Origin of the sequence: Salinispora sp. H7-4 (assembly GCF_013416675.1) — a bacterium.
In the GTDB taxonomy this organism is placed as follows: domain Bacteria; phylum Actinomycetota; class Actinomycetes; order Mycobacteriales; family Micromonosporaceae; genus Micromonospora; species Micromonospora vitiensis.
The window spans coordinates 41465-64968 of sequence record NZ_JABZED010000060.1; the positions used below are offsets into that span (position 1 = coordinate 41465).

The window sequence follows — 23504 nt, forward strand, 5'->3', positions numbered from 1 at the left end:
CGGGTGATTCCCGGTAATCGCCGAGCGTCAACGGCCCCGCTCACCTTCGGTGGTAGCGGAGGCGGGTCGCGTCGTAGGGCGGCGGGTTTCGGCCGAAGGCTCGGCGCCAGCGCCACGTCCTCACGATCACCGCACGCGTGGCGGCCTTGACGTTCGGTCTGGGCGACACCACGATGGCGCGGTGGATTCGCACGAGTTGAAGGCGCGGGCGCAGGCTCTCCGCTCCGCCGGCAAGACACCCAAGCAGATCGCCCGGGACCTCGGTGTCACCCGCGCGGTGGCCACCCGGCTGGTCCGCGGCGTCGAGGTCGTCCGGCCGAGACGAGCCCACCCGTCGGAGCTACCGCTGGTCGGGTGTTGGATCAGCCGGCAGTGGAGCAACGGGCTCGGCATCGCCGACCGGCCGGCCGACTGGGTCGACGACGAGGAACTACCGCCGATGGCGATGGGTGCGGGGCTGGTCAGTGTGGCCGTTGCCCGTGTAGACGGCGACGCGGTGACCACCTGTGGCTTCCTGGTCGACACCTACTGCCTCGGCGTCAAGAACGCCCTGCCGCCGACCACGTCGGACCCGAACGAGGTGCCGTATTTCGTGGGCGACTTCTTCGCCGCATACGACCAGGGGCCGACCGAGGCCCCGATCGGCCTGGCCCGGCACCTGGTCTTCGGGGCGGTCGACTACGCGCGCACGCTCGGCTTCGACCCGCATCGTGACTTCTACAGCGCCGCGCCGCTGCTCGGCACCTGGGAGCCGCCGAGCCGGATCACGTTCGGTCTGAACGGGAAGCCCTACTTCCAGCAGGGGCCGCACGACAAACCCGACCGGATCCTCCGCACCCTCGACCGGTCGGTCGGCCCCGGCAACTACCACGTCACCGTGGTGACGGAGCTGCACTCCTGACAGGTCAGCGCAGCTCCGGCACCCCCCGCAGCAGGGTCAGGGCCGAGCGGTCGGAGCTGAGCTGGGCCAGCTCGGTGTTGATGAAGTCGGTGAAAAACTCGGCCGGCGGCATGGGGAATGCGGGATGCTCGCCGGAGTGCCACTGGTGCAGCCACGGCTCGATCTCCACCAGCCCGGCGAGCAGCGGCAGCAGCCGGTGCGCCGGCCACGCCTCCTGCGTCTTGCGGTCCAGATAGACGGTGGCGAGCGCCCGCGCCTGCGCCAGGTGGTCCCACCCGGCCCAGCCGAGCAGCTCGCTACCGTCGCTGTCCCGACCCGCCTGCGGGTACGAGATGAACCGCTCCTTCGGCACGTCGAGCTTGCCGCGCGCCCGCCAGTACGACGGCCGGGCAAAATCCGCCGACGTGTACTTCGGCGGCACCTCGATCTCGACCTGCTCCCCCGCGTCCTCCCGGCGCTGCAACGCCCAGGTCCGCTCCCACTGCGCCCGCTTGCGCAGCCCGGCCGGCTTGTGACGCTGCGCCGGCAGGTACGGCACATGCTCGTCGGCGACCAGCAGGCCGATCGTCTTCGCCAGTTCGAAGTTGTCGTGCCCGACCCACAGCTCCAGCACCGCCCGGAAATCCTGGTCGCCGCCGACCCGGTCAGCGAGCTGCGCCACCGACAGCGGGGCCGGCTGCCCACCCCACAGCTCGGGCGCCTCCAGCCGGTCGAGCAGCCAGGCCCGCAGCGCGGCCGACTGCATCTTCTCCCACCCCTCGGTGGACCACCGGCGCTTACACTCCGGCCGCTCGATCAACCCGATGTGCCGGTTGGACCCGATGACGGCGATCCGCCGCTCCACCAGTGTTCGGTACTCCGCCGGCCAGTCCGGCTGCGCCCGGTCGATCGGCTTGGACCCGTGCCGGTTGAACCATTCGGTCTGCGCCCCACTGGTGTGCAGCACGATCTCGAAGGCCCGCTCCCCCAGCGCGATCTCCGGCGGGTTGGCGCAGGTCAGATCCTCGTCGCTCAGCCCGTAGAGCTGGTAGACCTCCCAGTCCAGCTCCTCCTGGAGCGCGATCATCCGGGCCCGCACCGAGCGGTACTCCGCCTCAGCCTCCGCGAGCCGCTGCCGGGTCGGCACCCCCGAAGCGGCAACCGCCGCCGGAGTCAGGCTCGCCAGCCGCTGCGCCAGCCCGTCCAACTCCCGCGCCCGCCCCAACGGGTACGCCTCCGGCAGCGGAAACTCCTGCAACTTGGTTCCGGTGAATTCGAAGAAGTTCTCCCAGGCTACAGTCGTCTGCCGAGCACCGCGCTGATCGACAGTGCTGCCCTTGTTATGGCTGACCTGCTTCAGCCAGAAGCAGGCGGTCGAGCTGTTCAGCACCCCGAGTAGCCGCAGGTGATCGTCCTCCGTCGCCCCCTCCGGCAACTTGATCACCGGCGCAGACTGCTTGAATACCTTCCCGCCCCGGTCCAGCACAAAGTGGTTATGCGTCGCCACAAAAGCGAACGCAATCGACAACGGCGTCCGATAAGCGGAAGCCGTGTGTTGGTGGTATTCCCACCACACCAAGCCAGCGTCAGCCATGTTGCCCTGGAACGTGCGACGTTTGGCTAGTAACTCACGCCAGGGCCACAGCTCATCAGCCAGCCCTCGGCTGTCCAGCGAGGAGTCGTAGGGGTACCAAATCGCGTCCTCGGGTGCCGTGGACCAATCCCGCGCGACCTCACCGATGACCAGTGGTCGAAGAGCGCGCTGGTCAGCGAACGACCTGAGCTTGCGGCGCATCGGACGCATGAATGCCTCGTCGGCTCCGGCCCGAATCGCCCGGCCGACTGGTAGGTCGATGACCTGGGCCATCGCGGTTCCGGCAGCTTCGGTCACGCTCACAAGATCACTCGCGCCACCACCGGAAAGACTCCAGGGGTGCATGACGAGTTGTTTTCGGGACAGGTCTACAACACTGACCCAATCCGAGTCGGAGCCTGGCCAGTCGATCTGCCTGGCGATCGCCTGCCAAACCAGGCCGTCGGAGGCGGAATCCGGCGTCGACGGCTCGCCCCGAACACCGAGCACGGCACGGATGCTGGCCGGACGGCGGCGCTTGTTGGTGCGGCCGACCAGGATCACCGTCGGGGTGCCGTGGCCTGGGATGTAGGCGCCGGAGGTGTCGATCACCTCGGTCAGTTCGACCTCGTGGGCGAAGTAGTCCTCGATCAGCTTCTTGCCGAACTCGCGCTTCATGAAGCCATTGCCGGTGATCTGGCCGACGTAGCCCGCGCCCTCGCCGTGTTCGTCCGAGCGTTTGGCCAGGTCGAAGAAGCGCTTGGCGAAGGGCACCGTCAGCGCGTACTGCCGATGGCACACCGTCGGATAGATGCTGCGGTAGAGCTTGTTGCGGGCGGGGTCAGCGACGGTGATGTAGGGCGGGTTCCCGACCACCACCGTGTACTTGTTCTCGGCCAGGTAATCCTGGAGCAGGTCGGCGTCCTCGCTCTCGTACGCGAAGACCTCCCTGCCCTCGATGGCGGCGAGCAGGTCGCCCTGCGCTCGGGAGCGTTCCGGCTCCCACGGCAGCAGGGAGTCGCCGGTGGCGACCCGGACCGGAAAGGCCGGCGTGCGTTCCAGCCGGTCCAGGTCGCACACCTTCATCGCCCCGATCAGCAGCCGGAAGCGGGCGATCGCCACCGCGAACGGGTTGATGTCGACCCCGGTGACCTGGCCAAGTGCCCGCTCGGCGAGGACCCGGATGTCGGTGGCGGGCTCCCGGTCCCGCCACTTGCGCAGCAGCCGGTGGAACGCGCCGAGCAGGAAGTGGCCGGAGCCGCAGGTCGGGTCGATGACGCTGGTGGCGGGCAGGCCGAACTCCTGGACGGCCGGCTCGAAGGTGCGGTCGAGGATGAACTCCTCCACGAACTCCGGCGTCTGCAACAGCGCGTACGTCTTCTTCGCGTGCGTCGACAGGTCCTGGTAGAGGTCGCCGAGGAAGCGGGTGTCCAGGTCGTCGCGGCGCAGTGACTCCCGGCCGACGCCCCGGCGGAAGAAGTCGCTCAGCTCCTCGGCGGCCGGGCCGGAGATGTCGAACCGCCACACCGGGTTGTGCCGGTCGAAAATCTTGCCGGTGGCACGCAGTTCGGCGAGGTACGTGAACGCCTCCCGCAGCCAGTGCCGGTCGTTGTGCCGGGGGTTGGCGATCAGGTACGCCTGCCGGTGCTGCACCCCCCGCTCGGCCGGGGCCGCCGGGTCACCACCGCCGAGCCACAGCCCGTCGACCAGCATGTTGTCCTCGCAGAACCGGACGAACACGCAGCCGAGCACCCAGGCCACCGCCGCCTGGTCGAGCACGCCCTCCAGCCAGGTCTCGAAGCTCGCGCCGACCCGCTCGGCGTCCTTGGCCCGCTCGTGCTCCTGCCGCAGCTCGGCGCGGAGCACCGGCGTCTCCGCGACCTGCCGACGCAGATCCTCCACCAGGCTCTTGACCTGAGCTTGCAATGCCTTCAGCTCAACCACCGCTAGATCCTAAGGTCTGCCGCCCCGCCCGCAACTACTCCGAATCGTCATCGGCCGCGCCGATCATCGCGCCGGAGACCGGCACGCCCGCACGCGCGGCGAAGGCGCGCAGCCGCTGCACCAACAGCTCGGTGCGATCCTCGACGAAGATCTGGCCCCCGTTGCCGCCCTCACAGAGCCGTCGCCACGCCTTGATCGGGATTCCGTGGCTCTCCAGGATCAGCTCGGTCTGCGACGGGACCACCGGATTGTTCGACGGCTCCGGGAAACCGTCGAACAGGCCCGGCCCGGTTGGGGGGCTGAGCGCCTTCAGCGCCGACAACACGGTGGTATTCGCGGTCGTGGGAAAGATCAGGCGGTTGGCGGGGCGTTTGTCCCGCGGCACCACGTGCCGGAATACCTGGTTGTCGGAGGTGGCAAGCGTTCTCGCCACGTCGAGAGGCACGCCCAGCATGTCGAGCCGGCGGGGAAACTCCAGCGCCTCCCAGATCACGTACGCCCTCGTCCGGGCGCTGTTGAGCTTGAACGCCTCCGGCATCGGCTGCACGTCGTCCGCATCCGGGGCCAGGTCGCCCTTGCCGGTGGCGTACGACCGCATCTCCGCCAGGGCCCGGCGCAGCACGGTCGAGGTCGCCCCGGCGAACGCGTTCGACCACGACGTTATCCAGAACCAGCGGCGCAGCCCGTCATATTGTTCGCCGCTCGGCTCGGGGCAGCAGTGAAAGAATGTCGCCAGGAGCACCAGTTGGTGTGCGTAGGGCAGGAACCGGGCATGTGGCACCCCGACCCCGCTCTGCAGGAACTCCGCTGCCCGCCGCACCGCCCGCTCGGTCTGTGGCAGGGCGTCGTGCAGCCGGTTCTGGATGTAGTTCGCGACCAGGCTCCAGCGCGGCGACAGGACGTCGGACTCACCGGCCACCGCCAACATCGAACGGAAGACGGCGAGGCGGGGCAGCTCACCGAAGCCCGTCTCGGCGATCGAGGCCACGATATCGTCGATCCGGTTCGCCAGGGAGGGCTGCTCCTCCCGATAGGTCAGTGCGGAGAGCATCTGGTCCGGCTCCATCCGGGTGCCCGTCCGGTTCAGCCGGGCGTAGACATTCACCGCCTGGTCTAGACTCGCGCCCTGGAGCCGTACCATGGTGAGCTTGTATGCCTTGATCCGGTACGCGACCGCCTCGGCCTCCCGGATCAGCGAGTCGGCCAGGCTGGTGTCCTTGACGCTCAGCTCCACCCGCTGGAAGTGCCGCAGGAAGTCCCGGGTGCGCATCACCGCCGCCAACGGCAGCAGGTGCGGAGTCCATCGACCGGAACGGTGGTGTCGGTAGCGGTCCGAGCCGCGCAGGTCGACCGGGCGCAGGTCCCGGTAGATCTGCCAGATCCAGTCCCGGTCCTCCTCGGCCGGGCCGTCACGCAGCGGCCGGTTCAACACCCCGAAGAGGGTGGAGACCCGCTGGTGACCGTCCAAAAGGTAGGAGACCTGCCGGCCGGCCGGTGGTGGCGGCACCGGCAAGCCGCCGATCTGGTCCAGCGAGGGCACCTGAGTGTCGGTCTGCCAGAGCAGGAGGCTGCCGATCGGATAGCCACGCTCGATGCTGTCGAACAGCTCCAGCATCTGCTCCGGCCGCCAGACGAAAGGCCGTTGGAAGGCCGGCACCCGGATCTCGCCTCGACCGATGCCACCCAACAGGTCGTCGACGAGGGCGATGGTCGGGTCGGGCCGGATCTCGGCCTGGTCGGCGCACATGGGCCCAGTCTCCTACAGGATGCGGTGGATCATTGCGAGCAACTCCCGCAGCTCGGCGACGACCTCGGGCCCCAACTCGGCGAAGTCCTCCTCGGTCAGGGTCAGCTCGGCGGGGAAGACCCTCTTGGGCGGGTGGCATCGCCGGCCCTTGAACCAGGTCTTGAGGTGCAGGTAGCCGCGCTGCTCCGGCTCGATGGCGCGCAGTTCGTCAACGTGCTCCGGCCGGTGCGCGAAGTGGTGCTCCCAGACCCGGAACGGCGCGTAGTTCTCCATCATCCGCCAGGCCAGCAGATGCACCTCGGCGACACCGTTGTCGCGGCACTTCATCGCCTTGTCTTCCTGGTTCCGGCCGGGGTCGCTGGCGGCTTTGCGGTCACTGTCGAACAGCACCGCGACCCGCACCAGCACCGTGAAGCCGGCCCGCTCGTCGGCCGCCAGCTCCGGGATGTCACCGCTGCCGCCGCCGTGGCTGAAGCCCAACCAGGGCGGCTGCTGCGACAGCGCCTCCACCACTTGATGATCGCCGAGCGCCGCCGCCACCGCGCGGACGAAGCCGCCGTCGGCGATCCGGTTCTCCACGATCAGCGTCGCCGGGCGGCGGAGGTCCGAGACGAGCTCCTTGAGCCGGTCGGCTGAGATCCGCGCGACCGCCGGTGCGGCCGGGGCCGGATTCGCCGCCTCCACCAGCGCCTGCTGCACGAACTCGGAAAACAGCGGGGCTTGCTCGGTGGCGAACCGTTCGGCGCTGATCGCGGCCGGCAGGCTCGGCCGCCACTCGTGCTGCCCCTCCACCGCCAGCCCCAGCAGGTGGATCACCGACAGCCGGTCGCCGGAGGTGAAGACGTCTGGTTCGATGTCAAGACGCATAGCCGCCCTGCCTGAGCTGCGCGGCGGCGAGCGCCCGCACCTCGTGGTAGTCCTGGGAGAAGTAGCCCTCGGGCCAGTCTTCGAGGTTGCCGAGCCGGTCGATGCCGACCCGCCGTACCTCGGAGACGCCACCGTGCTGTTCCACGACATACACCGCCACCATCTCCGGCGGGCAGCCCTCGGCGATGTGTCGTCGTAGTCGCAGCAGGAGGGTTTCGCTGTGGGTTTCGATGAGGAAGCGGGTCTGGGTGGCCCGCGCGGTATTCAGGTAGAGATCGGCCAGCGCGGCGTGTGCGCCCGGGTGCAGGTGCATCTCCGGCTCCTCAATGATCTGCAGGGCAGGTTGCATCTCCTCGCCCTGCACCTCGTCCATCGCGCACTGCACCAGGATCGGCAGCACCTGCGACAGACCGGTGCCCGCATCCGCCAGGTTGACCTGCACCGAGCTACCGCTGCGGGTCAGCACCGTCGACCACAACGAGCCGACCTCGATCTCCTCGATCCGCCAGCCCGGCACGATGGCCGGCAGCCGCTCGTTGACCCGGGCGAGCAGTTCGCCACCGTTACGCGCCTGGTCGTGGGCGAGGATGGCAAGGGTGCCCTGGCCCTGCTCGCCGATGCCGCGGGGCACCCCCAGTGGCAGCCGGTGTTGCCGCCCGGGGCGGTCCCGGTAGGCGCTGAGAAAGCGGATCGGCCCAAGACTCAGGCCGTCGCGCCGGTCAGTCAGCGGACGCAGCTCCGGAATGCCGGCCGGGCGGGGAAGCAGCCCGGCGAACGGCACGGTCCGGATGACCGGGGTCTGCCCCGACGCCTGGATCTGGTAGGACAACCTCGCAAAGTCATTGGTCAGGGTCGACTGCCCCGAGAGGACGAACTCGTGCTCCATCAGCCCGCCTTGCCCCGCCAATCCAACCCGCAGAGCCGAGACGAACGCGGTCCTATCCTCGATGACCAGCTGGACCGTCGCCTCCATCGAGAACGGAAGCGGCCCATCCACCTCGAACCCGAGGAAGAATTTGCCAATCGGGCTCTGCTCGAAGACCAGGTCGGCGAAACCGTCCACCTGCTGTGGTTCGAGCCGGTCCAGGTCGAGCGGTGCGGTGCTCATGGTGTCGAGGCCGGTGGAGATAACCAGCGGCGCCCGGGTCAGGACGCTCTTGCCGGAGTTGTTCTTACCGAGGACCACCGTGACCGGGGCCAGCTCGATCTCCTGCCGGTCCCGGAAGCAGCGGTAGTTCCCCAACACGATCTTGCGCAGCGGCATTCTTAGACTTTTACCACAGTCAGTGACCGCTCACCTGCCCTCCGAATGGCCACACCGGACGGCTTGACCGCACCGGACGGCTTGACCGCACCGCAGCTCGGTAGAGCGGCGCCTCCCGTACCGCCGCCGACACGCCCGCTACCGGCTCGGGGCTACCGGCAGGCCTACCCCTTTGATCCAGTCGTCGGCCAGCCAGAGCAACTGGCTGGCCGACGACGTCAACGGCACCTGTACGCCGTCCAGCAACGCCGGCTCGGGTCGGCGGGCCGGCACCAGCAGCAGCCGGGCGGCCGGTCGCGGCCGGGTCGGGTCGGCCAGCTCCTGGAGCAGCCCGAGCTGACCGTAGCGGGCCAGCGGCGCCGCCTCGGTGAGCAGCACCGGCCCGTCGGCGGCCGCGATGTTCTCCGCGATCGCCGGCACGACCTGGTGTCGGACGAGATCCAGCAGGCTCCGGAAGTCGGCGTCCAGCGCCACGCCCTTGTCCGCCGCGACGATCGCCTCCCACGGGAACCCGAGCGACCGCAGCCGGTCCAGCAGGATCGCGGTGATGTCCACCTCGGTCAGTGGCAGGCGGGCCAACAGCGCCCGGCGAGCCGCGCCCAACCGGCGCAGCGGGGCCAGCACCGCGAGGAAGGCGCGCCGATCGACCGCTGAGGCCAGCTTCTCTGTCACCTCATCGGCGGCGGAGAGCCCGAGGAGCGGAGCCTGGGTGGTGACCAGCTGGGTACCGGTCACCGAGGCGGTGGCGGTCACCGGCCCGTACGCGCGGTCGGCTGCGTGCCAGGTCAGCGGCACCCCAGCCGCGGCCAGCAGCGTGTTGAGGTCCGGTCGGCCCGGCAACCGCTCCGCCTTGGGGAATCGGCTGTGCACCCGGTCGCGGAGTGGCCCTTCGCCGAGCCGCTGGCCGATCAGGCTGCCCATCGACAGCCGCAGCGCCCGCTGGGCCGACATCCCCACCGGGTAGAGCTGCCCCTGCGGGGTGACGTCGACCCGATCGTTGCTCCCGACCGCCGCGAGCTGCAACAGCCGCACGTCTGCCACCGCCGGCATGCCGGCCGGCGCGGGTAGCCGGCGCAGCTCGTCGATCGCGCGTTGCCGGGTGAGGAGCGGGTCGGCGGCGGCCAGCTCCACGCCCCGGCCGCCCAACCCCACCACGTACTCGAGAAGGTCGGCGGCGGTGACGTCAGACGCCGGATCGTCCGGTTCCCGACCGACCAGGACGATGCCAGGGGCACGGAACCGGTAGAGCGCCACCCGGGCGTCCCCACCCGTGCTCAGCTCCGCCTCGACAGCGGCCCGGACCAGGCCGATCGCCTGCGGCAGCCGCTTCGGCTCCGCGGTGTAGGAGCCGCGCGCCGCGATCAGTGCCTGCGCCAGCTCCTCAGCGGACATCACCGCACCACGAGCATCGAGCAGCGCGACGATCTCGTTACGCACCGCATCCAGCGCCGGCTCGTCCAGCCAGGTACGGGCCTGACTGGTCAGCAGCTTGGAGATCTGCGGCTGGCTCCTGCCCGTGCCCCGGGCCGCCTCGCTCTGCGTCGGCCAGCGAAGAAAAGCACCATCGACGGTGGGTGCCTGCCCGAGGAGCACGGCCAGGGTGTGGTGGTTGCGAGACGCCTTCGGCGGCAGCAGTGTCACGCAGAGCGCCTCGACGCCCTGCGCCAGCGGCAGGGCATCGACGTCGGCTGCTTCACTGGCGGCGGGCAGTACCGCACGCAGGGCACGGATCTGGCCGACGATCTCCTTGCGGGTGGCGTCCGGCACGCCCTTGACCCGAGTGAGTTTGGACAGGTCCGCCGCCAGCAGATCACCAACGCTGTGCATGCCGAGCCGTTCCAACGCCGAGCGGGCCCGCGCCGTCAGCTCGGTCGCTTGCAGCGGCGACTCGCGGGTCAGCCCCACCACCGCCGGTGCCGAGCCAACCGGCGTCACCGCCGACCGCGGTACCTGCTGGAAGATGGCCCGCCAGGCGTCGGTCATCTCGTCAACCGTGTCGAACCGGGCCGTCGCGTCCCGGGCGAGGGCCCGCCGGAAGAACCCCACCAGCCGGTCGGCGACCGCCGAATCGAACACCGACGGTTCGAGGGTCACCTCCTCACTGACCGCGGCCGGGTTGGCGTTGTCGCCCCACTGGGGCAGCGTGCCGGTCGCCATCTCGTAGAGCACCACAGCCGCCGCGAACCGCTCCGCCGCCGCGTCAAAGCGCAGCCGACGTGGCGGTCCGAGGAACGGGTCCAGGTAGCCGACCGTGCCCGCCCCAACCTGGTCCGCCGGCGTCGATGACAGCGAGAAGTCGAAGACGCACAGGTGCGGCTGCTTGTCCTTTGGCCGGGGCCGAGCGGCCAGGTTCGCCGGCTTCAGGTCGCGGTGCCAGACTCCCTGCCCGTCCAGGAAGTTGACGATGTCGAGCAGATCCCGCCCGTAGCGCTCCAGCAGGTCCAAGGCAAGCCGGCCGCCGCGCAGTTCCTCGGCGAGGGTTCGCCGCCCGGCGCTCTCCATCAGCAGAGCGGTCCGGCCGCCGACCCGTACCGGACCCTCGACCAGGGCTGCGACCTGCGGATACTTCAGGTTGGCGAGGGTACGCGCCTCCGCGATCAGCCGGTCCTCGTGCCGCTCGTCACGCGCCACCTTCAACACCAGTTCGCGGGAGTCCTCACCGACGCGGCGCACGAGCAGGGCGACAGCCGTGGCACCGGAACCCAGCCGGTCGCGCACCTCCAAGCCGCCGTCGAGCAGGTCACCGCGGTGGGCCGAGAGCGGATCCGCCACCGGCTCGGGCTCGGGTGCGGTCAGCGTGTCCCACACCGCTTCCAGCCGCTCACGGATCGCCACCACCCCGACGAGCCGCTGCCCTGGGTCGCCCCGGGTCGCGTCGTAGACCAGCTTGACCAGCTCGTCTGGCATGCCGTCGACAGCGACGTCCAGGTGCAGACCGCTGTCGCGCACCTCGGCAACCAGTTCCTCCGGCGTCGTCGCTGGCGCCGAACCGGCAAAGATCCGGTACGCCAGCGCGCCGAGAGAGAAGACATCGAGCTGGTGTCCCGACAGCCGGGCAGCGTTCCCCGCCTCCGGTGCCTGATAACGACGGACCTCGTCGTCGAAGAACAACTCAAGGCTCGCCGGGTCGCTCGACGGACCGAGTCGAGCAGTCTGGGTGACCCCGGCCAAGCGTCCCCCGGTCTGCCAGTCGGTCACCACCAGTGACGGACGCGGACCGTCCGCATCGGTGACGTAGACCGCCCGGGGCGAGAGCGCCCGGTGCGCCAACCGGCGGGAGTGCGCGTAGTCGATGATCTCGGCGAGGTCCTGGACCAGTTGCAGACGCTGAGCCAGGGTCAGCGAATCGCCCCGGCGCACCAGCCACTGGTCGAGGCGGACCCAGTCCCGCTGGTGGTCGAAGACGACCGCCGAACCCCAGGCGTGGTCAACCAGGTCATGCGCCCGGGCCACCCCCGGGTGGTGGATGCCCTGTAACAGGCGGAACTCCCGCTCGGCCGCCTTGCGGATCGCCGGCACCTCGTGCTCGGCCGCGCGACTGGTCAGGTAGAACCGCACCCGGCGCACCAGCGAGGTGTCCAGTGCGTGCCCGGCGAGGAAGTCCTGCCAGCCAAGCCCTTCGGCGAGCGGCCTCGGGTACAGCAGCAGCTGACCGATCTTGCGGTCGGCGACCGACGGCCGGATTTTGGCACCTCGCACGAGCTCGACGATCTGCCGCCCACGCGCCTCGTCGACCCGGTGCCCCGGGTTGCGGGGCTGGGTCAGCAGCAGGTCCTTGAGACCGGGCAGCCCCGAGTCGTGTCCCTCCAGGCCGTAGACCTGCTTCCGGCCGATCACGTCCAGGCCCTTCGCGTCCAGGGCTCTGGCATGCAGGAAGACCGCCGCGCCGACGTACGGCGCCTGGGCCTCCCGGCCCTGTTTACGGGCGTAGTAGCGGATCAGACTGGCCAGCCGCTTCGCCTTCCGGTTGGCCAAAATGTAGGGGTTGTCCTCGGGAATGAGCCGGCTGTTGGGCGCCCTCCGCACCCACTGGGACCCGTCCCCACGAATCTCCCCCTGCCAGTGCTTCAGCTCCAGCACGTAAAGGCCGCTGGGGGTGAGTACCAGGGCGTCAACCTCGTTGATCGAGCCGTCGGCACCGACGAACTCGACGTTGGCCCAGACGTGGTACGGGTCGGTATCGGGCAGGTAACCGGCCAACTCGCGCAGCCCGTCCTGCTCATGGGCGTAGGAGCTGGCGTTGATCTGCTCCCAGCGCGGCGAATCCTCACGCATGCACTGGCTCCCTCGGCCGCTGACGAACTCTGGCACTTTACCTGCTCAGTGGAACTCCCCCGCCGAAGAACATTCCGGCTTTCGCCGGGGAACGCAACCACGCCGGCCTCTTGCGGCAATGGCCATCCATCGGCTATTCGCTGTCACGCTGCCGGCCGGAGTGGGACCGAACGGCCCTTTCGGGGACGCCGTCCCGCGCCGATCCGGGTACCCAGCCACAGCCCGCCCAGCAGAACGGCTGCGAAGACGGGCAGCCAGCGGAGGCGGGCGAGGATCCACCACCACGTGTCGGGCGCGGTGTGCAGTCCGGGCAGTGGGGCGGAGCCCAGGGCGAAGAGGGTCACCGCCACCAACGCGGTCTGGTGCCACAAGAAGATCCGCATGGCCGACAGGTTCGTCCCGGCCACGACAGCCCAGACCAGCGGCCGGCGGGCGAGCCGGGTCAGCGGGCCACGTAGCAGCAGGGCGAGCCCCACCTGGGCCAACCCGAAGCTCACGGCGATGAGGGTGGGCGGGTTGAGGTTGGACCGGCCCTGGCCTGGCACACCGACCAGACTGGCGGGATAGTCGCACCAGTGCACCAGCGCGGCGGTGGCCACGATCCCGCCGAGGAGCAGCCCGACCGCCGGCAGCCGGGCCCCACGGGCGCAGGCAACCCCGAGACAGAAGGGTACGAGCCAGGCGGTCGCCACGTTCACCCAACCGAGCCACGACGGGCCGCCGAGCCCGAACCGCGCCACGTCGACCACGGCGACCGCGGCGACGAGCGGCACAACGACCCGACCGGGACGGTTCCACACGAGCGGGGTCAGGGCGATCAGCCCGGCGTACACCACGACGAACCACAGTGGGCTCAGTACGATGACGCGAACGGTCCGCGCTGACTCCGGGCCGACGGCTGGCATCCAGACCACGGCCACCACCGCCCAGAAGGCGAGAAAAGCCAGCACTGGACGCAGGAGTCGGCCCATCCGCGCCAGCAGCCACTCCCGGTAGCTGCTCGCCGCGGGCAGCCCGCGCGCCGCGGCGAAGCCTCCGACGAAGAAGAAGATCGCGAGGGTTTGGAAAAGCCAGGAGATGGGGGTGAGGCCGGGCAGGTACGTCAGCGGGCTGGCCACCCGCAGCCCCGACCCGGTGACCACGAACGCGGTCACCAGCCAGTGGCCGAGCACCACACCGGTGATGGCCAGGGCACGCAGCACGTCGATGGACCGGTCTCGACCGGGCCGGGCGATCACTTCGAAGCGCGCGCGGAGCGACCTCGTGGTCATGATGCCCCCAACGCCACGGCGGCGAGACTTTCCAATGAGGTGGTGCCGGGGAGGAAGTACCCGTCGTGACCTACGGCGCCCGTGACATCTAGGTTTCGCGCGCCGAACGAGGGCTGGCCCGGGTCCGCGCCGTGACCGAGGCCGAGGATCCGCACCTCGGGGATTCGCCGGGTCCAGTCATCCTCGGCGCTGCCCACCCAGAGCCGTGCCTCGGTATCCAACTGTTCGGCCGCACCGACATCGAGGCCGGGGCTTCCCAGCACCACCAGGTCGGCGACCTGAACGGGCAGCCGGGCCGCCGCGTAGGCGAGGACCAGGGAGCCGTAGCTGTGCCCAATCACCGTGATCGTCGCGTCCGGCCGGGCCGCGGCGAGCTGCCGCACGTAGCCGGTCAGGGCCGTCGCTCCAGCCACCGCGCGCTCCGACCGGACCGCGGCGAGGTCAACGCCCCCGGGTGGCGCGTAGCCGAGCCAGGCCACCACCGCTACCTGCCCGCCGCACGCGGTGTGCAACTGCCGGGCCTGCCAGTGTGGCGAGCGTCGTCGCACTCCCCCGTGCCCCCGGTCGATGTTCTCCGGCGTGGTGCCCACACCGGGCACCAGCACGACGATCCGGTCCGCTGCTCGCGGATCGCCCACAGTCCGCACCACCGGCGCGCCAGGCGCCGCCGGGCTCGGGGCCGGGCACGCGGCTACCAGTAGCACCGCGGCGACCAGCCGCGACAACCATCGCTTCATGGCAGTGACGCTAGGTAGAGACCGTTCCCGGCGGCGTCACCCGCGAGCGCCAACCCAGACCGGTACCCCGGTACTACTCGCCCGGGTTGATCATGCCACTCTCGTAGGCGTAGACCACCGCCTGCGCCCGGTCCCGCAGGTTCAGCTTCGCCAGCACGCGGCTGACGTGAGTCTTGACGGTCTGTTCGGCGAGCACCAGGTCCGCCGCGATCTCCTGGTTCGACAACCCGCGCGCGACCAGCCGCAGTACCTCGGCTTCCCGCCGGGTGAGCATGTTGATCGGGTCCGGACCGGCTCGCCGCGGTGCTGTCCGGCTCGCGTACGCCTCGATGAGCCGCCGGGTCACCGAGGGAGCGAGCAATGCCTCACCCGCGGCGATCACGCGGACCGCGTGCACGAGTTCCGCGGCCGGCGCATCCTTCAGCAGGAACCCGCTCGCGCCGGCCCGCAACGCCTCGAACACGTAGTCGTCCACGTCGAAGGTGCTCAGGATCAGCACCTTCGGCCGATGCCGACCGGGGGGCAGCTCCAGGATCCGGCGCGTCGCGGTGAGACCATCCACGGTCGGCATCCGGATGTCCATCAGGATGACGTCGGGAGCGTGCCGGCGCGCCGCGGCAATCGCCTGCTCGCCGTCGGCGGCGTCCGCCACCACCACCATGTCCTCCTGGGCGGTGAGCAGCGCCCCGAAACCCTCCCGGACCATCGCGTGGTCGTCAACGAGCAACACCTTGATCATGGTTGGCTCTCCAGGGGCAACGTCGCCCGCACCTCGAATCCACCGTCGCCGGTCTCGGCCGCGCTCAGGCTGCCGTGGAGCACGGCCACCCGCTCGCGCATCCCGAGCAGGCCGTGACCACCGGTCGCGCCAGCTGCCCCGGGAACCGCTGGGGGGAGCGGTCGGCCGTTGGGGTCCACCCCGGCCGCGTTGCGGACTCGGATGGTCAACTCGCTCCGGGCCCGGTGCAGGGTGAGATCAGTCGGCGCGCCCGGAGCGTGACGAGCCACGTTGGAGAGTGCCTCCTGCACGATCCGATAGGCGGAGAGACCCACAGAATCCGGCACACCGGTGATTATGCCGTCCACCGACAGTGTGACCGGGGTTCCGGCTGCCCGCGCGTCCGCCACGAGCGCCTCCAGCTCCGCGAGGCCGGGCTGAGGCGCGGTCAAGGGCTGCTCCTGCGGGGCACGTAGGACGCCCAGCAGCCCTCGTCGTGGCGACGCAGGTGGTGGAGGTCTCCCTTCCTGCGGGGCACGTAGGACGCCCAGCAGCCGCCGCATCTCGGTGAGCGCCTCCCGGGACGCCCCGGATATCTCCCCGAACTCCGCGCGCGCCGCCGGTGGAAGCTTGTCCAGCCGGTAGGCGGCGGTCTCCGACCGCACCGCGATGAGGGACATGTGGTGGGCGACGACGTCATGCAGCTCACGGGCGATGCGTGCGCGCTCGGTCAGCATCGCACCCCGTTCCTGCTCGGCGACCAGGCCGGCGCGCGCCTGTGCCCACCGGCCCCACAGGTGGCCCAATCCCAGCACGCCACTGACCAGCAACATGCTGCCGTAGCCGACGCTCGGGTCGAGAAACACCAGCGACATCGCGATGCTGAACGCCCAGACCCAGAGCAGCACCCCCAGCGGATGGCGGTAGCCGACCACCACGAGGACTGCGAGGTAGACCAGGATCAGCACCGGATTGCCGGGCCAGGGGGCACCGGCTTCGTGTAGCCCGTTAACGCCACTGACCAGGGTGGCCACCGCTGCCACCCGCCACGCCAGCAGCGACCGGCCGGGAAGCAGGGCCACCGGCGCCGTGCTCAGGGCGGCGATGAGGACCGTCTCGAACCGACCAACCTGGTACGGCGCGAGGCCCGCCATCGCGAGGAGCCACAGTAGGAACGCGACCACCGGCGCCAACACCCGCAGCTTCGGGCGCAGCCGCGCCAACCGACGAGCCCAACCCGACGCGGCAGCGTCCCCCGGCTTCGGGTCGTGGCCGGTGGCGACCGCCCGCACCAGATCACGCAGCGCTGCGGTAATCGGCATGCGGTCAGGGTACTGTCACGCTTCGGCTCGGTGGGGATATGGCCAGTTTGGAGCCCAGGTCACGTCCCCACCGGCACGAGCCGTGGCTACCAGCCCTAACCCCGGGCGACTACAACCGGATCCCGGACGCCGCCCGGGCGGGGGCGTCAGTCAAGACAGAACTCGTTGCCCTCGACGTCCTGCATCACCAGGCACGACTCGTTGTAGCCGTCGGCGGGCAGGAGTTGCACCCGTACCGCGCCGAGCGCGACCAGCCGGGCGCACTCGGCCTCGAGGGCGGCCACCCGTTCGGCACCGACGAGCCCGGTTCCGACCCGCACGTCGAGGTGCAGCCGATTCTTCACCGCCTTCCCCTCGGGAACCCGCTGGAAGAACAGCCGCGGACCCACACCGGAGGGATCAGCGCAGGCGAACGCCGAACCCTGCCGTTCCGGTGGCAACGTGCGGTCGAAGTCCTCCCAGGTGGCGAAGCCCGTCGGGGGCGACGGTACGACGTATCCCAGTGCCTCGCACCAGAACCGTGCCACCCGTTCCGGCTGCGCGCAGTCGAAAGTTACCTGGACCTGCTTGACCGATGGCATCAGCCCACCCTAGGCGTGTGGCGGCGACAGCGCGACGCATATCCACGACGGCGCAACGCATATCCACGGCGGCGCAACGCATATCCACGGCGGCGCCGGACCGCACCGGGCAGCCGCTACCGACCCTTGGCGGTGTGAACGCGATTCGATAGAAAGCCCGGCATGCGCTGGGCCTGGGTCCGCACCGCGACCGTGATCGTCGTGGCGCTCGTGCTGCTACCGCTGCTGACGCTGTACGCCTACCTGCTCCTCTGGTTCCTACCGGATCTGACGTCCAACGTCCGGCCGGCGCTGTGGCTCGTGACCCTTCGTTTCTAGGGTTGATGACCACGTCGCTGCCATCGACCTGCCTGGCCCCGGCGCCAAGCGTGCCGCCATCCCGGTGGACCTGGCGCTCACCCACCGGGATTGACGACCTTCCCAACCTCTGCTCAGCCGGCCCGCTCGGCGTCGCTGCGTAGGACGCAGAACTCGTTGCCCTCCGGGTCGGCCAACACCACCCATCCGGTGCCGTCCGGGTTCCGGTGGTCGCTGACGAACCTCGCCCCCAACGCCATGACCCGTTCGACCTCCTCGTCCCGCGTGAGCTCGGGAGTGAGGCAGACATGGACCCGGTTCTTGCCGACCTTACTCTCCGGTACCCGAAGGAAGTGCAGGCACGACCCGCCAACCGTATCGAGGTACGCCTCTTCCACGCCCGGCGCGCACTCGGCGGCGATCGGCTGGTCCATGACCTGGCTCCAGAAGGTGGCCAGCTGGTACGGGTCAGCGGCGTCGAAACAGACGTTACGCAAGGATGTCGACATAGGAGGTTTGCTACCCGTTCCCACTCAGTCGATCAACCGAATTACGCCGACGACTCACCGAACCATCGCCGCAGCTGGGTACGCAGCGCCTCCTGGTCCTCGCCGACCCACGCCACGTGGCCGTCCGGCCGCAGCAGCAGCGCGGGCACGTCCAGTTCCGTGCTGACGTCCACCACGTGGTCGACCCGGTCGGCCCAGCCGGCCACCGAAAGCCGGCCGGTCTGGTCGAGCACCATTCCCTTGCCGCGGTGCATCAGGCCGTAGAGGCGCCCCTGCTTCAGCTCCACATCGCGCAACCGCCGGCCGAGCAGATGGTGCCCCGCGCCGACGTCGTACCGCACCGAGATCGCGGTGACCTTCTCGATCAGGTAGCGGTTCACCTCCTCGAAGTCCATCAGCTCCGCCACCACCCCGCGTACGGCCCGGGGGCCCGGCTCGAGGGTGATCAGCTCCGTCTGCGCGCGGGTGTTCTCCAGTACGTCGGCGGCCACCGGGTGCCGCTCCGCGTGGTAGCTGTCCAGCAGCCCGGTCGGCGCCCAACCGCCGATCTCCGCGGCGAGTTTCCAGCCGAGGTTGAAGGCATCCTGGATACCGAGGTTGAGCCCCTGCCCACCGAGCGGCGGGTGGATGTGCGCCGCGTCGCCGGCCAGCAGCACCCGGCCGACCCGGTAGCGCTCGGCGAGCCGGGTGGCGTCACCGAACCGGGACAGCCAGCGCGGTGAGTGCACCCCGAAGTCGGTGCCGGCGGTCACCCGCAGCTGCTGCTGGAATTCCTCGAACGTCGGCGGGGTCGTCCGGTCCTCGGCCACCCCGGCGGCGGGCACGACGACCCGGTACAGCCCGTCCCCGTCGCCGACCGGGCCGGCACCGAACCGGAGCTGCGTCTTGCGGACCTCGGTCATCACCGCGGTGACCTCCTCCGGCGCCGCGGTCAGCTCCATGACGCCCAGCAACGTCTCGAACCGGGTGGGCTCGCCGGGGAAGTCCACGCCGAGCAGCTTGCGGACCGTACTGCGGCCGCCGTCGCAGCCGACGAGGTAGCGGGAACGGAGCTGGGTGCCGTCGGCGAGTTCCGCGGTCACCGCTTCCTCGTCCTGGCGCAGGCTGACGAGTTCGGTGCCGCGCAGGATGTCCGCGCCGGCCGCCGCGGCGTGCTCGGCGAGGAGTCGTTCGGTGCTGGTCTGCGGGATACCGAGGATGTACCCGTGCGCGGTGTCCATGTTGTCGGGCCACGGCTTGGTGATGCCGGCGAAGTAGCCACCGACCCGGTACTGCTGGCCGTTCGCGAGGAAGCGCTCCAGCAGGCCGCGCTGGTCCAGCACCTCGATGCTGCGCACGTGCAGCCCGAGCGAGCGGACAATCACCGGCGGCTCGGTGTCCCGCTCCAGCACCACCACGTGCAATCCGTGCAGCCGTAGCTCACCGGCCAACATCATGCCGGTCGGCCCGCCCCCAACAATGATCACGTCAAACATGAAACTGCCCCCATTTCGTCGACACTTACCTCGGCCAGCCCTCCGCCGAATTGATGGCCCGAACCCGCGCACACGTGTGTGTCGCGAATCCCTGATTCCACAGGTACTGGCTTCGGCCGACGATTCTGCGGCAATAACGGGGTATTGCCGCAAGACCCCCTATGTGCTATACGTTAAGAGTGGCAGGGAATAAAGGACTCCCCCCGGTCACGAACGGCAGCTGAACGACGCGGTCGGCACCCCTCCGGCCCGGACGACGCACACGGCCTGACCCCAGATCAGCCCAGCGATCATGCGCCGGACCCGCACCTCACGCGCTCCCAGAGCGAACGGCACTCGCCGCTGGGTTGCTGCTCAAAAAAAACCGCCAGCCGGTTAGCGGTGTTCCATCCCTGTGTCCAAGATCAGAGTTCGGTTCCGACCGTAGGGTGGAAGCGCCGACCTGGGCGCGCGCATGAAGGAGCACCGGATGAAGTACATGCTGTTGATGAACCACGCGCCGACGGGAAACGAGCCAGCGATCGAGACCTGCACGGCCGAGGACATGCGGGCCAGCGGGGCTCACATGGACCAGCTCAGGCAGGAGTTGGTGGAGTCCGGAGAACTACTGGGCGCGGCGGGGCTGGCTGACCCAGATACGGCGAAGCTGGTGATCAGCGGCGGAGACGCCCCGGTCGTCACTGACGGGCCGTTTGCGGAGCTAAAGGAATTCCTGGCTGGCTACTGGCTGATCGATGTCGACAGCGAGGCGCGCGCCATCGAGATTGCGGCCCGCACCTCGGCGGCTCCCGGGGCAGGCGGCAGGCCGACTCGGCGGCCAATCGAGGTCCGCGCGGTGATGCGGGGAGCCGACCCGGAGTTGTGACCGACGAGCCGGTTGTCGAGGACCTGCTGCGCGAGTTGGCGCCGCAGGTCCTCGGCGTGCTCGCCCGCCGGCACCACGACTTCGCCGACGCTGAGGACGCCGTGCAGGAGGCGCTGTTGGCAGCTGCCGTACAGTGGCCGGCCGACGGCGTACCGGCTAATCCGCGCGGCTGGTTGCTTGCCGTCGCTTCCCACAAGCTGGCTGACCTCTGGCGCAGCGAGGCCGCCCGCCACCGCCGGGAGGCGGTCGCCGCCCTACGGGACCCATCCACCGCGCCTGAGGTCTCGGGCACCGACGACTCGCTTGCGCTGCTGTTGCTGTGCTGCCATCCGGCCCTGCCCGCGAGCGCGGCCATCCCGCTGACCCTGCGCGCCGTCGGTGGTCTGACGACCGCCGAGATCGCGCGCGCGTTCCTCGTGCCCGAACCAACGATGGGCAAGCGCATCGCCCGCGCCAAGCGGCGCATCCGCGACTCCGGCCTGCCTTTCGTTCTACCCAACCCGGCCGAGCTTCCCGAGCGGCTACGCGCGGTTGAGCATGTGCTCTACCTGATGTTCAACGAGGGGTACGCCGTCAGTAGCGGCCCCGGGGTGACCCGCGCCGACCTGTGCGCCGAGGCGATTCGCCTTACCCGAAGGCTGAACGCGAGCCTGCCCGACCACGAGGAGGTGGCGGGGCTGCTGTCGCTGATGCTGCTCACTGACGCCCGTCACCCGGCGCGCACCGGCGCGCACGGCGAGCTGGTTCCGCTGGACCGCCAGGACCGGACGCTGTGGAACCAGGACATGATCGACGAGGGCGTGGCCCTGATCTCCGCCACGTTGCCGCGCGGCAAGGTCGGTTACTACCAACTACTTGCGGCGGTCGCCGCAGTCCACGACGAGGCGAAGACGACCGAGGACACCGACTGGCCACAGATCCTAGCGCTCTACGGCCTGCTCACCCGAGTGTCGGCGAACCCGCTGGTGGCATTGAACCGGGCGGTCGCCGCCGCTATGGTGCACGGCCCAGTAGCCGGGCTCGCGGCGTTGGAAAGGCTCGACGGAGAACTCGCGGGTAGCCACCGCCCAGACGCGGTCCGCGGGCACCTGTGGGAGATGGCAGGTGCTCTCACCAAAGCGGTAGTGCACTACCGGCAGGCAGCGGCCAGGACGACGAGCGAGGCGGAACGGAGATATCTGCTCGCCCGCGCTGCCACGCTCGATGTCAAAGACTGATAGCCGAACGAGTAGCGACGGAGCGCATCAGGTCCAGGCGGATACCGCCTCTTGGTTCGTCCGTTTCCTGGAACGGTCCACATCCTCGAACGGCCCGACTCGGTGTCACCGCGTCACGGCGGGACCCGGCCCATCTGCCGCCGGCAGCGTCACCGTCACCTCCAGGCCTCCGCCCCGCTGCGCGATCGCCTTCACCACGCCACCGTGCGCGTCGCAGACGGCCCGGACGATAGAAAGCCCCAGACCGGAGCCGCGGGCACCGGTCCGTTCCCGGCCGCCCCGCCGGAACGGCTCGAACAGCCCCGGCACATCGGCCTGGTCCACCTCGAAACCGGTGTTGCCCACCACCAGCCAGGACCGCCGGCCGTCCGAACCGGTCCGCACCCAGAGCCGGCCGTGCAGATGGTTGTAACGCACCGCGTTCTCGACCAGGTTCCCGGCGAGCCGGTCGAGCAGCCCGGGGTCGCCGACCACCGGCGCCGGCTCCAGTGAGGTCTCCACCCGCAGGCCGATCCGCTCCACCTCCCGGCGTACCGCCGTCAACGCGTTGGCGGTGCCGGCGGCCAGGTCGCACTCCGTCCGCCGGGCGAGGCGATGGCCGGCCTGGGCCTCGCTGCGGGCCAGCACCAACAGCGCGTCCACCAGGCCGTTGGCCCGCTCCGAGGCATCCCGCACCACAGTGGACATGCGGCGGTACTCGGCGGTGTCCGCCTCGTCGTCGCTGAGCGTCACGTCAATCTCGGTACGCATCACGGCGAGCGGGGTACGCAGCTCATGTGAGGCGTTGGCGACGAAACGCTTCTGCGCGTCGAAGGCGACCGCGATCCGGTCCAGCATCGCGTCGAAGGTCTGCGCCAGCTCGGCCACCTCATCGTCGGCACCCGAGTAGCCGATCCGCTGATCGAGGGTGGTCTCGCCGAGCCGCCGGGCGGTGGCGGTGACCTGGTAGAGCGGGCGCAGTGCCCGGCCCGCGACCAGGTAGCCACCGGCGACCCCGACCACGCTGATCGCCAGCAGCGCCGCCAGCCCCTTGGCCAACAGTTCCCGGCTCGCCGTATCGCCCAGCTGCCGTTGCCACTCGGCGGCGTCCAGGGAACGCCCGTCGGCCAGCACCACCGTCGTCCCGGGAAGCAGCTCGTCGGTGGGACGCAGCGCATCGCGTACCAGCAGCCAGGCCAGCAGCACCAGGATCACCCCGGCGCCCACCAGCAGTAACCCGTTGAGCAGGGTCAACCGCAGCCGCAGGGTGGGCCGCATGCCACGGCTGGCGGTCACACCGGCGCCCCGGTCACCCGGTAGCCGGCACCGACCACGGTCTCGATCAGCGGTGGGTCGCCGAGCTTCCGGCGCAGCGTGCGCACGGTGACCCGGACGATGGTCGTGAACGGGTCGGTGTTCGCGTCCCAGACCCGTTCCAGCAACTCCTCGCTGGAGACCACCGCGCCGCCGGCCTTGACCAGTTCGTGCAGCACGCCGAACTCCTTGTTGGTCAGGTCCACCGGCAGGTCGGCCCGGGTGGCCGTCCGCCGAGCCGGGTCGAGCACCAGGTCGGCCACCGCCAGCACCGGCGGAGCGGCCGGGGTGGCGCGACGGCCTAACGCCTGCACCCGGGCGACCAACTCGTCGAAGGCGAACGGCTTCGGCAGGTAGTCGTCCGCGCCCAGTTGCAACCCCTCGACCCGGTCGGCGACCGTCCCGCTGGCGGTCAGCATCAGCACCCGGGTCAGGGTGCCGGAGGCGGCCAACTCGGCGCAGATCTGATCGCCGGGTACGCCGGGCAGGTCCCGGTCGAGCACCACCACGTCGTAGCGGGTGACAAAGGCCATCTCGTGCCCGCTGTCACCGTCGTACGCGACATCCACCGCCATGCCGCGCTTGCGCAGCCCCCGCGTGATCGCGTCGGCGAGGTGGCGTTCGTCCTCGACAACCAGTACCCGCATCCCAGCCTCCTCGCGCCTGACT

18 protein-coding genes are annotated in these 23504 nt (G+C 70.0%); 4 read left to right on the top strand and 14 right to left on the bottom strand.

Annotated elements, in window-relative coordinates:
• Positions 1 to 181: 181 nt before the first annotated feature.
• Positions 182 to 901 carry a hypothetical protein gene (locus H0524_RS22405; protein ID WP_180200423.1) on the top strand — a complete coding sequence of 240 codons (720 nt, stop codon included), beginning with the start codon at positions 182 to 184 and terminating at the stop codon, positions 899 to 901.
• A 4-nt stretch (positions 902 to 905) separates the two neighbouring features.
• Here H0524_RS22405 and pglX read toward each other — a convergent pair whose 3' ends face one another.
• From pglX to H0524_RS22455, 10 genes are all read right to left on the bottom strand, one after another.
• Positions 906 to 4397, bottom strand: a complete 3492-nt coding sequence (pglX, locus tag H0524_RS22410; RefSeq protein WP_180200424.1) for a BREX-2 system adenine-specific DNA-methyltransferase PglX — start codon at positions 4395 to 4397, stop codon at positions 906 to 908.
• Between the two features lie 34 nt (positions 4398 to 4431).
• The gene (locus H0524_RS22415) at positions 4432 to 6144 is read right to left on the bottom strand and encodes a DUF262 domain-containing protein (protein ID WP_180200425.1); all 1713 of its coding nucleotides are present in this window, start codon (positions 6142 to 6144) and stop codon (positions 4432 to 4434) included.
• Positions 6145 to 6156: 12 nt separating this feature from the next.
• Positions 6157 to 7011, bottom strand: a complete 855-nt coding sequence (locus tag H0524_RS22420) for a hypothetical protein (RefSeq protein WP_180200426.1) — start codon at positions 7009 to 7011, stop codon at positions 6157 to 6159.
• Positions 7001 to 8275 carry a DUF3696 domain-containing protein gene (locus H0524_RS22425; protein ID WP_180200427.1) on the bottom strand — a complete coding sequence of 425 codons (1275 nt, stop codon included), beginning with the start codon at positions 8273 to 8275 and terminating at the stop codon, positions 7001 to 7003. Before H0524_RS22425 ends, H0524_RS22420 begins: the two co-directional genes overlap by 11 nt.
• 138 nt (positions 8276 to 8413) lie before the next feature.
• Entirely contained in the window at positions 8414 to 12550 is a 4137-nt protein-coding gene (gene pglW, locus H0524_RS22430; protein WP_180200428.1) for a BREX system serine/threonine kinase PglW, read from the bottom strand.
• A 143-nt stretch (positions 12551 to 12693) separates the two neighbouring features.
• Complete coding sequence (locus H0524_RS22435) at positions 12694 to 13821, bottom strand: acyltransferase (protein WP_180200429.1); 1128 nt, start codon at positions 13819 to 13821, stop codon at positions 12694 to 12696.
• Complete coding sequence (locus H0524_RS22440; protein ID WP_180200430.1) at positions 13818 to 14558, bottom strand: alpha/beta hydrolase; 741 nt, start codon at positions 14556 to 14558, stop codon at positions 13818 to 13820. The genes H0524_RS22435 and H0524_RS22440 overlap by 4 nt, the downstream gene beginning before the upstream one ends.
• A 73-nt stretch (positions 14559 to 14631) precedes the next feature.
• On the bottom strand, positions 14632 to 15297 hold the full coding sequence (locus H0524_RS22445) for a response regulator transcription factor (RefSeq protein ID WP_180200431.1): 666 nt from the start codon (positions 15295 to 15297) through the stop codon (positions 14632 to 14634).
• Complete coding sequence (locus H0524_RS22450; protein ID WP_180200432.1) at positions 15294 to 16598, bottom strand: sensor histidine kinase; 1305 nt, start codon at positions 16596 to 16598, stop codon at positions 15294 to 15296. Before H0524_RS22450 ends, H0524_RS22445 begins: the two co-directional genes overlap by 4 nt.
• A gap of 146 nt (positions 16599 to 16744) precedes the next feature.
• The gene (locus H0524_RS22455; protein WP_180200433.1) at positions 16745 to 17179 is read right to left on the bottom strand and encodes a VOC family protein; all 435 of its coding nucleotides are present in this window, start codon (positions 17177 to 17179) and stop codon (positions 16745 to 16747) included.
• A gap of 162 nt (positions 17180 to 17341) precedes the next feature.
• On the opposite strand from H0524_RS22455, the gene H0524_RS22460 reads away from it, so the two are divergent.
• Positions 17342 to 17497, top strand: coding sequence for a hypothetical protein (locus tag H0524_RS22460; RefSeq protein WP_180200393.1), 156 nt, complete (start codon positions 17342 to 17344; stop codon positions 17495 to 17497).
• A 113-nt stretch (positions 17498 to 17610) separates the two neighbouring features.
• On the opposite strand, the gene H0524_RS22465 is transcribed toward H0524_RS22460, so the two are convergent.
• Together H0524_RS22465 and rox are read right to left on the bottom strand one after the other, a co-directional pair.
• Complete coding sequence (locus H0524_RS22465) at positions 17611 to 17985, bottom strand: VOC family protein (protein WP_018214619.1); 375 nt, start codon at positions 17983 to 17985, stop codon at positions 17611 to 17613.
• A gap of 41 nt (positions 17986 to 18026) precedes the next feature.
• On the bottom strand, positions 18027 to 19460 hold the full coding sequence (gene rox, locus H0524_RS22470; RefSeq protein WP_180200434.1) for a rifampin monooxygenase: 1434 nt from the start codon (positions 19458 to 19460) through the stop codon (positions 18027 to 18029).
• A 469-nt stretch (positions 19461 to 19929) separates the two neighbouring features.
• Between rox and H0524_RS22475 the strand changes: the two genes are divergently transcribed.
• Together H0524_RS22475 and H0524_RS22480 are read left to right on the top strand one after the other, a co-directional pair.
• Positions 19930 to 20325, top strand: coding sequence for a YciI family protein (locus H0524_RS22475; protein WP_255436177.1), 396 nt, complete (start codon positions 19930 to 19932; stop codon positions 20323 to 20325).
• Positions 20322 to 21542 carry an RNA polymerase sigma factor gene (locus H0524_RS22480; protein WP_180200436.1) on the top strand — a complete coding sequence of 407 codons (1221 nt, stop codon included), beginning with the start codon at positions 20322 to 20324 and terminating at the stop codon, positions 21540 to 21542. Before H0524_RS22475 ends, H0524_RS22480 begins: the two co-directional genes overlap by 4 nt.
• Before the next feature lie 105 nt (positions 21543 to 21647).
• Here the strand turns inward: H0524_RS22480 and H0524_RS22485 are convergent, their stop codons facing one another.
• On the bottom strand, positions 21648 to 22817 hold the full coding sequence (locus tag H0524_RS22485) for a cell wall metabolism sensor histidine kinase WalK (RefSeq protein WP_180200437.1): 1170 nt from the start codon (positions 22815 to 22817) through the stop codon (positions 21648 to 21650).
• Complete coding sequence (locus tag H0524_RS22490) at positions 22814 to 23482, bottom strand: response regulator transcription factor (protein WP_180200438.1); 669 nt, start codon at positions 23480 to 23482, stop codon at positions 22814 to 22816. The genes H0524_RS22485 and H0524_RS22490 overlap by 4 nt, the downstream gene beginning before the upstream one ends.
• Positions 23483 to 23504: the final 22 nt, after the last annotated feature.